The organism is Ruegeria sp. CDSB136 (assembly GCF_059610965.1).
This window is the reverse complement of record NZ_JBXWOP010000021.1, coordinates 66,648-80,152: the sequence shown is the minus strand read 5'-3', so window position 1 is coordinate 80,152 and position 13,505 is coordinate 66,648. Positions and strand designations below refer to the sequence as shown.

Annotated in this window: 10 protein-coding genes; 3 read left to right on the top strand and 7 right to left on the bottom strand. The window is 52.3% G+C overall.

Going from position 1 to position 13,505, the window contains the following annotated elements; all coding sequences use genetic code 11:
• Positions 1-60 precede the first annotated feature (60 nt).
• Entirely contained in the window at positions 61-954 is an 894-nt protein-coding gene (locus AC2FIR_RS20150; protein ID WP_496762981.1) for a peptidyl-prolyl cis-trans isomerase, read from the top strand.
• A 259-nt stretch (positions 955-1,213) separates the two neighbouring features.
• A complete protein-coding gene (locus AC2FIR_RS20145; protein ID WP_496762979.1) occupies positions 1,214-1,957 on the top strand; it encodes a HupE/UreJ family protein in 744 nt (247 codons plus the stop codon).
• 33 nt (positions 1,958-1,990) lie between these two features.
• Here AC2FIR_RS20145 and AC2FIR_RS20140 read toward each other — a convergent pair whose 3' ends face one another.
• Both AC2FIR_RS20140 and AC2FIR_RS20135 read right to left on the bottom strand, forming a co-directional pair.
• On the bottom strand, positions 1,991-2,755 hold the full coding sequence (locus AC2FIR_RS20140; protein ID WP_496762977.1) for a hypothetical protein: 765 nt from the start codon (positions 2,753-2,755) through the stop codon (positions 1,991-1,993).
• The gene (locus AC2FIR_RS20135) at positions 2,752-3,579 is read right to left on the bottom strand and encodes a hypothetical protein (protein WP_496762975.1); all 828 of its coding nucleotides are present in this window, start codon (positions 3,577-3,579) and stop codon (positions 2,752-2,754) included. Before AC2FIR_RS20135 ends, AC2FIR_RS20140 begins: the two co-directional genes overlap by 4 nt.
• 446 nt (positions 3,580-4,025) lie before the next feature.
• On the opposite strand from AC2FIR_RS20135, the gene AC2FIR_RS20130 reads away from it, so the two are divergent.
• Positions 4,026-5,543: a phospholipase D family protein gene (locus AC2FIR_RS20130; RefSeq protein ID WP_496762973.1), complete on the top strand. Its 1,518-nt coding sequence runs from the start codon at positions 4,026-4,028 to the stop codon at positions 5,541-5,543.
• Between the two features lie 1,067 nt (positions 5,544-6,610).
• On the opposite strand, the gene AC2FIR_RS20125 is transcribed toward AC2FIR_RS20130, so the two are convergent.
• From AC2FIR_RS20125 to gntH, 5 genes are all read right to left on the bottom strand, one after another.
• The gene (locus AC2FIR_RS20125; RefSeq protein ID WP_496762971.1) at positions 6,611-7,891 is read right to left on the bottom strand and encodes an MFS transporter; all 1,281 of its coding nucleotides are present in this window, start codon (positions 7,889-7,891) and stop codon (positions 6,611-6,613) included.
• A gap of 222 nt (positions 7,892-8,113) precedes the next feature.
• A complete protein-coding gene (locus AC2FIR_RS20120) occupies positions 8,114-9,373 on the bottom strand; it encodes a HupE/UreJ family protein (protein ID WP_496762966.1) in 1,260 nt (419 codons plus the stop codon).
• A gap of 4 nt (positions 9,374-9,377) precedes the next feature.
• Positions 9,378-11,051, bottom strand: a complete 1,674-nt coding sequence (locus AC2FIR_RS20115; protein WP_496762964.1) for a hypothetical protein — start codon at positions 11,049-11,051, stop codon at positions 9,378-9,380.
• A 55-nt stretch (positions 11,052-11,106) separates the two neighbouring features.
• Positions 11,107-11,907, bottom strand: a complete 801-nt coding sequence (locus AC2FIR_RS20110; RefSeq protein WP_496745519.1) for a hypothetical protein — start codon at positions 11,905-11,907, stop codon at positions 11,107-11,109.
• Between the two features lie 69 nt (positions 11,908-11,976).
• Positions 11,977-13,206: a guanitoxin biosynthesis MBL fold metallo-hydrolase GntH gene (gntH, locus tag AC2FIR_RS20105; RefSeq protein WP_496745517.1), complete on the bottom strand. Its 1,230-nt coding sequence runs from the start codon at positions 13,204-13,206 to the stop codon at positions 11,977-11,979.
• Positions 13,207-13,505 lie beyond the last annotated feature (299 nt).

The window sequence follows — 13,505 nt, the reverse complement described above, 5'->3', positions numbered from 1 at the left end:
TTCGGAAAAGGCGCCTTGAATTGAGGCGTCTTTTTTCGGTGCGGTAACATAGGTTCAGAAATGTCCATCAGTACTTCAGACCGTCCCTCGGGAAGACCTGCCGGTAACGACAGTGGTACGCCGCACTCATTTCTCTTTCATCTCGTCAGAGAGCCGTTGTTTCAGTTTCTCGTCCTCGCAGCACTTTTGTTCATCGCGCAGGCGCTTTTTGCAAAGGACGATCGAGATCTGATCGTGGTGGATGCAGTGACGCAGGAATACCTTTTCGACCAAGAGTCGGAATTGCTTTTGCGCCCGCTAAGTGAAGCAGAAAAACAGGACCTAGTCAGAAACTTCGTTGAGGAAGAGATCTTGGTCCGAGAGGCAGTGAAGCGAGGTTTTTCTGACGGATCCCGTATTCGTGCATTACTTCTTCAAAACAAGCGGTTTTTCATTGCCGGAGACTTGGCAGAGCCGACAGAAGCGGAACTCAAAGAATACTTTGACAGCAACCAAGAGAAATTTCTGAGCCCTCCCAGTTATGACCTTGAACATGTGATGTTTAATTCGATCAGCGAAGTTCCACCTAACCTTCTGGAAGAGTTGAACGAAGGCGCAGATCCCACATCCCTCGGTGACGTCGACATCACCTTTGGAAATACACTGAGATACATGGACCAGAAACGCCTTGTGCAGGCGTTCGGCGGCGAAACGGCAAAAGAGGTTTTGGCGGCCATTGACAAGAACGACGATTGGCAAGGACCGTTCCCATCCCAGACTGGGACGATTCACTTCCTCAGGGTTCTCAAGGAAAACCCCGCTCAGTTGCCTGAGTTTGGGCAGGCTCAAGATTGGGTTGCCACCCGGTGGATGACGGACAAATCCCGTGAGATGATGGAGAAAGAACTGGAATCTGTAGAAGGCGACTACAAGATCGAGATAGCGCCGCTGCAAAAGGCCAAAGACGATGATTAGGTTATTCCTCATCTCTGCGTGGGCTGCGACGCTAATAGCGCTACAAGGGATCGGTTCTCATGCGCATACACTCGGCTTGGATCGCGCGGAACTGATTGAAACGGCTCCCGGCGAATACAGACTAGTCTCAAAAGTACCTAGTAGATTGTCAGCTGCGATATTGTCACCTGATTTGCCTGAGCAGTGTGAGTTTGGGGGGAGCCCGAATGGTGAAAGGGGATCTTATTCGGTCACATTTACCTTCACCTGTGCCACCCCCATGACATCCGAAGATCGCCTGGTGCTTCCGTGGAACCGCGAAGGGGCTCTGTTGACGGTTCGTTGGTTCGGTCAGGAACCCGTCACGCGTTTGGTTAAACGAGAGGGGACGACTATCGAAGTCAACCTGGACGAATGGCTGGCTGGTTCGGGATCTGCTTCACGCGCGGCTAAGCGCTATACCGTTCTGGGAATTGAACACATTTTGGAGGGTTTGGATCACTTGCTGTTCGTGCTGGCTTTGCTGTTTCTTGTAGAAGGCTGGTGGATGCTGATCAAAACAATAACTGCGTTTACAGTAGCTCATTCGATAACACTGGGTTTGGCCACGCTGGGAATTGTTTCGCTACCGTCTGCGCCTGTAGAGGCGGCAATCGCTCTTTCGATCGTTTTCCTGGCGTCCGAGATCGTCTGGAAGTCCCGCGGCCGTTCTTCTTTGGCGGCAAGAGCGCCTTGGGTTGTGGCATTTGCGTTTGGACTATTGCATGGGCTCGGATTCGCTGGTGCCTTGGCCGAAATCGGACTGCCGCCATCAGAGATTCCGATTGCGCTTCTTTTCTTCAACGTTGGCGTCGAGCTTGGTCAGTTAATCTTTGTTGCTGCAGCATTGGTCGTAGGATGGGCGTTCTTGCAAATACCAGCTGCACAACGATGGGAGACAAGCGCTCAATTGATCCTCGTCTATGGCATTGGAACAATCGCAACATACTGGATGATAGAGCGGACTTACTCAATTTTTGTTTAGGCAGTTTGAAGGCGTCTACTTGGCTTAAAAAACTCACGGAGGGCCCGGTATTACTTCTTCCTCTTGTAATACGCGTAGTATTCCGATGATTGTTGCGGTGCTGGTGTCAATTGATCCTCTTAGGAAAGCGCCCAGTCCACCATCTCCTATTTCACGTGGTCCGCCGGTTTCATAAACTGGGTTCAAAGGTTCAAATTCTTCAGGAAATGCAGGGCAAAACGGCCGTTCGCTCAAAAAGCGTCCAGCGACTTCCAGCAGGATGGAACGCAGCGCTTCGACATCTTCAACGAACCCCTCAATATCCCGCAAATGCTCAAGGGGTTGAACGGCTGCGTCTACTATTTCGTAGGTTACGCACTTTTCGCTAAACCGGGCCGTAGCTGAAGCTGAAAAGTCGAAAATCCATCTGTCCATCGGTTTGCCGCGGACAAAGACGTTTTCGTTTGTCTTGGTGCATTCAAAGAACTGAGTATCCAGTTTTCCACTGAGAGAGACAATTTCACCTTGTGCCTCAACAACAAACTCACTGAGATCGGTACGGGTTCCACATGTGTCTGAAATTGGTTCGTCAGCAAGCAGGTCGGGTAAACGAGCCTGCAAATCACTAAAGTCAAGCACGGCTTCAATGCCAACTCGTGTTGGCGAAACCGCAGTCATAATGACATTGAGACCGTAATCAATTTCCGTTGTGCCGACGACCAGAGTGTCCTCTATGTCGAATTCGGCAACTTGTGCCGTTGAAGGGGATGCGAGACCGATGCCGCCGATCAGAAACATCGTAAAATACACGTGCCTCATTGTTGCCCCTCGATAATGTCGCTCAATTCCATCACGTTGAGCAGTTTGACAAGTGTCGTCGCGTCTGTATCGATCAATCCCTGAATTTCAGCGCCGATGCCGCCTTCGCCAATTTCGAGCGCTTTGACGAGTGTGACCTGCGGTGATACCGGCTCCAATTCCTTCGGGACTGTTAGGCAGATTGGGTTGCCGTCAAAATAGATCTCTGCCCGTTTGATGATTTCGGCGCGTGCAGTCTCAATGACACCGAATAATCTTGCGACAACCCCAGTAATCCCACGCGGGTCGAGTTCAAGCTCAACTACGGAAAATCTTACACATTGGTCTTCGACGAAGGCTTCCACTTTTGCTTTTGCATCAATTTCTTGTGTCAACCAAGGATTGCCCCGCTCTTGGCCCGGGGAGTTCTGATCGCAGGAAAAGAATCGTACAAACAGAGTTCCACGCAATTCGACGTGATCTTCAATCGCCTCTGTTTCTAAAATATTAACTAATACTTCTCGTGAGCAGCTATCGTCATAAACCCCCGATGCTAACTCTGGGAATCGTGCTTGGATCGCCCTCAAGTCCGCCACGACGTTCGCCCGCAATCGGGTTTCTGTCGCCGGGCTCAAACCTGCGAAAAACACAATATCAAACGATTCCTCGCCTATGGGCACCTTGCTAGATAGAAGGAGTTCGATGTCGCCTTTGTATTTGGTGGGATCAATTCCTTTACGATTTTCGGCGGCTGCAAGCAGTGCTTGAGGGGTCAATTCACTTGTTGGTTTTGGTCGGTCGCGCTCGCATGCGGCAAGAATGCCAAACAGCAGAGATATGGACAAAACTATCCGAAGGGAGCGCTTCGCTCTGGCAAACATGAGCAAATATGACAATCGAAGACGTCCGATATTGTATGCAAAAATCTGATATTAGAAAAATAGTGTAAATCCTATACGCAGTCGAGGAATTTCGAAGCTTTAGCAAATACTTGGGTCTGAAAAACAAAGGCTATCAGAGCGACTTCATAGACCAGGTGACAGCGTGGCATGCCAACTTAAAAGCAAAAAACTGTTCAGAATAGGATGCCTGTAAAGATCACGGAACCCAGGCTTATTGCCCGGCACACTGCCGGTGCGGCGATTGACAAGCCGATTTCTTAGCTTATCCTTAATCAGTTGATTAGCTTAAAGAACCTAGGGTGCTGGACTTAGAGTTCAGTTACGTTCGAAGAATGGCATATTCAAATTGGACGGGCGACGGGATCAGCTTTTGCCGAACCGGAGCGCCAGTGAGGACCATTGAAAAGCTTATTTTGGTATGTGGTTTTCTTCTGTTCATTAACGGCTGCACCCACGTGCCATTTGATTCTCCTAAGGAAAGCTCACGGGCTATCTCCGCCGATGGGGCTCGTGCCGGACGTGTAGTGTCTGACCTTACAGGCCACGATGGCCAACTATTGGCAATGTTGCCCTTGTTCGACGGCAATGACGCGCTCGCGGCGCGACTGAGAATGATCGAAACGGCGGACAGTTCAATTGACATACAGACGTTTCTGATCAAACCGGACTTGGCCGGTTCGCTGATGTGGCTCGCCCTGTATTCCGCAGCGGAGCGAGGCGTGAAAATCAGGCTGTTGTTCGACGACGTTTTTACGACGGCACGTGATGATCAGATCGCGACATTGAATGCCCACCCGAACGTGGAAATTCGCGTTTTCAACCCGCTATCCCGAAATAGCACTGTAGCTGTCAATTTCCTGTTGGATTTTTCCCGAGTGAATCGCCGCATGCACAACAAAGTCACGATCACAGACGGCAGCTATGCAATTTTAGGCGGCAGAAACATTGCTGATGAATACTTTAGTATTGGAACAAATTACGACTTTGCCGACTTCGATCTCTTTGTGGCCGGAATGCCTGTTCATGTCTTGTCAAACACCTTTGATGCGTATTGGAATGATGCTTGGTCCCTGCCTTTTGACGCCATAGACGATGGCGACATTGTTCCTTTGAGCGAGGCGTATGAACAGTTTCGGAAGCGCGCTCTCGACGAGGAAGTCGCGATTTACGACCGGGCCCTGGCATCTGACTACATAAGATGGCTCGAGGGTGGTCAAGTTCCTGTTTACTATGGCCGCGCAAATATCGTGGTGGATGACATTGAGAAGCTTCGCACTCCTGCTGGCACCGGACCATTTGCTGTAGGAAACGCATTTTATAGTAGTCTCGGACGCGCTAAAAAAAGCGTAATTGTTGTTACGCCGTACTTTATTCCAGAAGACTACGGCGCGGCGTATTTTGAGCAACTGGTCAAAAAAGGAATTGACGTTTCGGTCGTGACCAACTCTCTTGCCTCGACCAATCATCCGTACACTCACGGTCACTATGCGCGCTATCGTAAGCGACTGTTGCGCGCCGGAGTTAACTTTTTTGAAGTACGCGCCAGCGTACCGCCTTCGAAGGAAGGCGTCGAAACGCCTTTGACCCTACACACCAAAATTGCCTTGATTGATGACGCTTTTGTTTTTGTGGGTTCTGCAAATGTCGACCCTAGGTCCATCCGACAGAACTCTGAAATCGCAATGTTGGTGCGTAGCTCTAGTCTGGCGAAGCAGATCAAAGCGCAATTGGATGCGGCATTACCACTATACTCTTATTCGGTAACGCTCAACGACTCAGGAAAACTCCAATGGGTATATGGGAACACTGAAACGAACGCGCCGATATCGAAAGAGCCATCAGCTGGGTTTTGGCGCAAACTGATCGCCAAGATTTCCGGTTGGCTGCCAATTGAACGCCAGTTGTGAAGTGGGTTTTCACAGACCTTCAGCGCTAAGAAACCTCAAGACTTCGCGATGCAAGACGTAGCACCACTAACATCTTTTGGTTGGATAAAGCGTGGTTATCGGTGCCATGAGACTATGACAATTGCCAGCGGGCACAGACCCAGCCAAAAAGGCCTATAACAACACCAAAATAAGTCCCTTTGTGTCGTAAATTACTGTCCGTAACTCGCATTTGGTAGCAAATCATATCGGCAAAGAGGCTCTAGTCGCTTCATCGCTTCCAACGGTTTCAAGGTGTCATGTGTGCCTCATATTTCGTAGGTGCGCCCCTTAACCTAAACCCATTGTGCTTGAAGCAGATAATACCGCTCCAAGCACGTTGATCATCAACGTGACGCTTGCAATGGGATTTCGGGTATTAGGGTTCGAGCGAGCCATTTTCTCTTCGATCAAACAAAACTCAAGCATCGCCACGGCTTGTAATTACTGACATGAATCGTGCTAGCCGAGGGCAACAACAACTCCTGAGCCATTTTAAATTCCGCTTTACGCAAGGTTTGTCTGATCAGATTGCTTTTGCCAACTTTGGCAACTGGTTTGACGGGGCACTTTCAATATTTCAGTTGTTCGGTAAAGGCCAAATCCTGCTTTGGCAACCAGCGTTAGAAAATCCAAAGCAGCCCGTTCAGACTGCAATTGATCCCCAGGATCAATCGCTCAACGTCGTCACCTCGTCAGGCTCATACCTGAAGGTCAGAGGTTCAATCCTACGCCCCAAAGCAGCGTCACAAAACCGCCCGTAGCAACAACGCTGCGGGCGTTCTACTTTGTACCAAGGGCCAAAAGAATCGCCAACTGCCCAAAGAGTTCTATGATACCAGACCGTTTGATAGATAATCTCACCTCGTCGGTATCTTAACCTGAAAGTCAGAGGTTTTGCGGCTAGCACCAATTGATTGTCCTGAACCTATCACGGCGATACAGCGGAAGACGGCTGCCTCCGCTTAGCCAGCATTCGTTTCATGCTTTGGCTTTTGACCGCCCGCTTTGATCCAATAACGGTCATCCACTTACGGTTTGATAGTGTTCTATGACGCTTCAACTCTCGCCAGCGGTCCGGGTTCTTCCCGTATTGGAAGATGAATGAGCCCTGCTAGCAACCCAAGCGCGACTGCCGACCACCACATTGGCGTGTAGTCCTGGTTGAGGTCATAAATGCGGCCACCGAGCCACGCCCCCACGAAGCTGCCGGTCTGGTGGCTCAGGAAAACAAGACCAGCCAACGTTGACAAAAATTTCAACCCTTGTGTTTGTGCGACCAGCCCCATGGTCAGCGGAACTGTAGACAACCAGAGCAGGCCCATCAGCGCAGAAAAGACCAGAACGCTTGTCTCGCTAATTGGAAACAGAACGAAAAGGGTGATGACCAGGGATCGCGCAAAATAAATACCGCTGAGGACCTTCTTCTTTGAATATACTTGGCCAGACCAGCCCGAGAGAAACGACCCGGCGATATTGAACAATCCAATAAGTGCCAGCGACCACGCACCAACCCAAGACGCAAGGCCGAGATCCACGACATAGGCTGGCAAGTGCGTTTGAATAAAAGCCACGTGAAATCCGCAAACAAAGAACCCGAAAAAAAGACAAATATAACTGCGGTCGGAAAAGGCCATTGATATGGCGGTTCCAAAATCGCCTGCACTGCTGCCGGCGGCGCTGGGAACGGAGACGCGAGAAATGAAAACGAGAAATGGCAGGATCAGTGCAAAGCTGAAAGCGATCAAAATCAGCGCGGTTTGCCATCCGACCCCGCCAATCATGGCGGTGGCTGATGGCGCGGCCACGAACATCCCCAGAGAGGCAGCGGCGGTGCCCAGACCAAGAATGAAGCTTCGCCGCTCTGGTGTTACGACTTTTCCCAGTGCCCCGATGACAATCGGAAAGGATGCCGCGCCCGTTCCAATCCCGACAAGGACACCCGTAAGGATAAACGGAATCGGATCAGTAACGAGGCCCCTCAAAAGGAAACCGATCCCAGCGAAAACAGCTCCGAAACCAATTACGCGCGCTGTTCCATAGCGATCTGCAAAAGCGCCTGCGACAGGTTGAGCGATCCCCCACATCAAAGCCTGAACAGCAACCGACAACGAAAAAACTTCGCGACCCCACCCAAGTTCGGAAGACATAGGTGCCAAGAACACACCAAATGTCGCGGAGAACCCGAAGCCAAGAAAGGCAACCATGCATCCTGCAAAAACTGCGGCGTTCAACTGGCTTTTTGTAGGGGAAGTGCTTTCCACGTCGGCTCCTGGCGAGCAGTAAGAGATCTCAACTGCGAAGCTGGCACGATCCGTGCTCGCAATCAATTGCGAGCCGTCAACGTGAACAGAGTTTTCGGATCTCTAAAGCTGTCGACGCGCGGCGAAAGACGGCTTTGTGCGCAGGGATTACACTGCACCTACGAGTTGCTAAACTCCGCGTTACGGACAAAGTTGTTACTTAGTCGAAACTCGCTAAATGGAACTAAAGTTACAAAGCCGCTTTTTTTCCACGTTTCGATATTTTAAGTCGCCCAAACAGAGCCGGAGTCAGAGTAACGCCTCTGCCCGTTCGACCACCCAAACCATCGCGACCAGACTTGCACATGCCGCGACGGCGGCGCGGGAGCCAACCCAGATCCGCCCCGGCTGTTTGCGCAGAAACAGCACCAGCGGCCAGACCAATAGAACGATCATAACTTGCCCGGCCTCCACACCAACATTGAAGGCCAGCAAGCTGTGCCAAACGTTCGGTGCGTCGACGCGCAGGATCTGGTGCAGCATGAAGGAAAACCCAAATCCGTGCAACAAACCGATCCCTGTCGTGATTGCAAAGGCCTTCAGGTCACCGTGTCCCTTTTCCGGTGGCCAGACCGCCATCATGGCAGCGTAAATTATGGAAAGCGCAATCGCCAATTCAACAGTTGGGATGAACCATGCGCCACTGGGTGCGAAACCAAAAAAGCCAAGGATCAGCGTTACTGTATGGCCGAGGGTAAACCCCGTGACGCGCGCCAGCAGGCTATGAAGATTCAGAGCCCCGATGATCATGCAAAGCACGAATAGCACGTGATCGGGCCCTTCCAGAATGTGCCGAATACCTTCGACAAAGAAAGTCGAAGCCGCTGAGGTCGCTGATCCCGATATCTCGACCGGGTTATGCATCAGGCCCCTGGCACGGTAAGTCCGAACCTCCTGCCTGTTGTAGTCGAGGATCAGGTTCGCGGTGTCCTTCTGTCCCTCAAGTCCCGGATCAGAGGCATAGGACAGACTGTAGGTTCCCACTTGTCCTGTATTGAAGCGCAGATGCACGTCCACCATCACGGCACCCACATACGTCTCGTCGGTCGTGGGGAAAACATCGCCGGGTGCAAGTGCAGCCCGGGCTTCATCCAGCGTAGCAAATCCGGGCTCCTGCCCCAGCGGGTGCAACCTGATAGAAACGACATTTGCCTTTTGTTGCTGACCTTCGATTGACAACAACAGGCTGTCGGCAGCGATACGGGCCAAACCGCTTGAGTCACGACGCAAGGCGACCTGATCCACGTAATGCATCAGCACGCCGTCTTCGATCTGATTGTATGTATAAGGTGCCGGAGCGGGCAGCCCATCGGCGCCTGTCGGTCCGACGAGTTCCGCGACCAGATATGGCATCGGCAAGCGCACGTAGACATCAAGACCATCTTCCGAGTGGGCAACATGATGAATACGGACATTCTGGTTCAGATTGAAATGCGCCTTGGCGCTTTCTGCACACAATGAGATCAAGGCTGACAGCAACGCAAAAATGAACAGCCGCACAGGTTTCACTATGTTAACCCCCTGCCTTTGCACTGATTATTGTCAACCCATCAAGCATCCATTGGTTGCCATGCCGCGAGACGTCGAGCACTCCGCGATAAAGGACCGCCTGCCTGTGAAAATGCCCCCAATGGCCGCCGCTGACACGGGCTGTCCAATTGGCGAGCGCCTGGTGTCGGTTCCTTGCATCACCGACCGCAAAGCTTTCGACGTTCAAATCAACAATTTCCTCTACGCGCGCCAGTGCGCCGGATGGTAACGTAACCGACAAACCTCGCTTCATCTCGGCTTGTACGTCATCGCGATTGCCCGCCTCAACGAATGGCTCAAGCGCTGCCGCAGTCTTGTCACTTTGCGTCTCAAGCATCGCAGTGCCAATGTTGCTCAGCAGTCCTTCCACAACCTGATGCGTGGCGATCTCATCCGGTTCCGTCGTCATCGCGAAGGGCATCGGGCTTTTTACGGGGTAGGCGACAATTGCGGCGGCCCCGAATGCACCGGTCAGGCTGATCAAAATTAAGCGCTGGCCCCCGGTACGTTTAGACGAAACCCAAGCACAAATGATACCCAGCAGCCCCAGGCCAATGGCAAACAACGGCACCTGTGTCAGGCTCGCAGTTTTGACAACTACAGCGCTCGTTTTCGGGTCTGCCCAGGTCGTCAGGTGGTTATTCCAACTAACAACAGGATCGGACGCGTAAATCTGTGATGGTACCGCCCCGGCCGGATCGGTGAGGGTGATTGGTATGACGTCCAGATTGTCCGGGAACAATTCCCACGCCACATCAACACGATTGGGTAATGTCATGACCGGGTAGGACAGCACAACGCCCAGCAGCATCGTATTTCGGTTGGCTTCCGCCTCATCCGGAAGGACGCGCAAACCTTCGGCCCCAATCTGGATACGTGAGACCTGCACAGTATCAGGGTTTACTTGCTTGCCATCGATGGCGATCGGGTTTCTGTTCGCAAAAAACTGCGAAACCTCAGACTTAATGCCCGCCACCTGATCCGCCGTCAGTCGTTCTGTGTTTCCAAGGTTCAGATCTGCCCAACCTTCGAAGTCTTTCAAACGCAAGATGATCTCGTGCCGGACGACCCGCGGTTCCATGGCCAGAAACGACATCATCGGGGATTTGTGGTGACGGGTCAGATTGGGGTTTTCAAATGTGGTGAACCACGGGTCACTCCAATCCGGGATCATCGTCTCGGGCTGCGAAAGATAGCGATAGTCTGTAACCGGAACGCCCATATGTTCGGCCACCACGCCAATAGAAGCCAAAGGAATACCGTCAGCACTCAGCGGAGGGACAAACCTGATCCGTTCGGGCTTACCATTAAACGGATACTCCATATCCACGTAGATGACGTTGTCACTGCGCGGTCGCGGTCGATATTGCGCGCTGGCGGCTTTTTGCCGGGGTGTCCTGGGTCGCACATCGATCGTATTTGTTGAGCTGGTCAGTTCTTCTCCGTCCGCCCAAACCTGAAGGTTTTGCCCCGTCCGCTCGGCCAAAGACAAACCCGAGCCGTCATCTGGGACGACAAAGACCGGATAGTCACTCAGATCTATCTCGAGGATGACCCGCACATGGTCGGGCTCTACCGAAAGCTCGACAAAGTTTGGCGCGGTTTCGCCGCCGTAGGGTGAAACAAGATCAGCAACCGACTGGTTTGCGCTGAACATAAGGCCCGCGAGCATCGAGCTCAAAAAGACCCCAATGTTGCAAGCAGCGCCAGACTTAGAAATGAAACGCGACGGCAGCATAAATGCCATTCTGATCCACGTCATAGGCAAACTCCCCACCCGAACGGTTTGTGGAATAGTCAATTCCGTAGAATTGATAGCCAAACCGCAGGGACGTGTTCTCCCAACCTTTCCAGTCGAAGCCTGCAAGAAGCAGGTATTGCAGGTCATCACCATTCACACCAAATCCGCTTAGTTCGGCGCGGCTGGCAAAGCTCCATTTGTCGTTGATTTCCACCGCATAGCGCAGCGCGATCATTGGCTCGAACCAGTCTTCGGTTCCGCCCAGCGTCATGCCCGGGCCAAGGCCGGAAATGTCGATCTCTTGCTTTAACCGGTTCCACTGAACACCGATTGCGGCGTCTGCCGCGTAGCGCCTGCCAGAGGCATTGACCCCGTTCGCAAATCGGTAAGCACCCTGAACATTGGCGAAGGTTTGCCGGACATCAACATCGACACCCACCCTTCCGCCGGGCAGGGTACCGTCGCCGCCAAGCCTCACATAGTAGACCTCGGAGATGATCCCGAAATCTCCGTTCCAGCCTTCATAGCGCACCGAAGCGGCCCCTTGCAGCACATCCAGAACCTCACTCAGGCTCAAGTCCAGATCGACGCTTGTACCATCAATGGTCGAGGTGCCCGTGGTGCTGAGCGGGAGGAACAGATAAGGCGTGATCGAGTGCCGCCAACCACCTTCATCATTCTCTGATCTGGCAAGGGACTGAGCGCTTGCGGTTTCCACAAAACCTACGATCAGCGCGACAGTCAAGATCAGTTTATTCGTGATATTTCGCATCGCAACGCCCCTTGCATTATTCAAAAAAACCGGCACGTGCTGCTCAGCACGTACCGGTCAAATTTGATTTTAGTTGTCGCCGGGATACGGGAACTCCTGCCCCAAGGCTTCCGAAGCTTCTTCGTAGATTGGTCTCAAGACGTCGTCGACATCATCAAAACCACCCTTTGTGAAATCGGAAAATTCCATAACCTCCGGGGCCAATCCCACCTGCTCGGCGTAAGCTGTTTTGTCTGCCGGGTCCGGCGCGATCGCTGGAGCGGCAAGGGGCGGCGACCATGTGCGTTCTTCAGTGGCCGCCATTCGAACGGTGATGTCGTCTTTAGTCACATTCCAGACCATGAAATCATCCGCCATGCTCAAGGGGCCGTCGTACGTGGATCGAATTCTCTCATACACGCCATTAGCCGTGTCGAAGTCGTTAAAGAAATGGTACGCGACAGCCATGCGAGGCTGGATATCGCTCATCACTTTGCCGAATGCCTCGGGCGCGGTGTGAACTTGTGTCCCGACCAACAAAGCCGACTCGGGCGTAAACTTCATCTTGGCGACGAGTTCTGGCACCGCAATGAAACACTCGTGGATCGCTAGATCGGCATTCTTTGCGTATTCCTTGAACCATGTGTTGGGATAGGTGTCCGAGCTGAATACGAATTTCAGGCCGTTCCATTCGAGCGCGTAACTGACTGCACCGTCGATCGAGTGAATGGCCGGGAACGTGCGTATCTGGACTCCATTCTCGTCGTAGATAACCTCGTTTACCAGTTGGTAGTCGAATTCGTTAACTTCCATCGAATACCCACGAAAATCAATGTTACCAGCGCGACCGGCCAAATCCCAGGTCAGCATCTTCTGCATATGATCCAACGCATAGGCGGTGCCAAGTTCCTCGGCTGGCCCGCTCGGACCCCAGACGCGCAACGGCACATTTCGCCCCATCAATGCGCCGCCGATGAACAGGTCATGCAGCGCACCAAAGTGGTCGGTGTGCAGATGTCCGATAAACACTTTGTTGAGGTAGTTGTAGGGGATTTGCAGCGACGAAATCCGCTCGGCCGACCCCGAACCGATATCGAACAGGAACTTGTCTCCGTTTCCCAGTTCCACAAGGAAACACGCGGCAGCCTGCGCTGCCCGTGTTGTGGGCATTCCGGTCCCGCACGCAATAACCCGCATCTCATCTTCGGCCAGGTCTTCGGTGTTTGGGTAGTACACATCCCTCGGACGATCACGCACCATCGTCGGAGAAACGTCTTCCGTTTCCTGCGCATATGCTGCCGATGGTGTAACAGCATCCATTACGGCATCTGTAAACGCTTGCGGAGAAACGGCCCAGGCGCCGAAAAGCAAACCAATTGCGAAATGCTTACTCAATCTTCTGTAGTTCGAATGATAGGCCATATACCGTCCTCCAATCGCTTAGCAGCGAGGTAGGCGGGCGTAGCGCAATGGCGCACATCATCCCGCTGTTATGCTTATCAAACTGACACTTAGTGACTACGAATGTAAGTGACTCACGGTGAGTATTGGCGTGACTCACGCTCTGATAGCTGCATAAATAAGAATATGGTAAGACGTTCCGAAGACATCCCGGATAA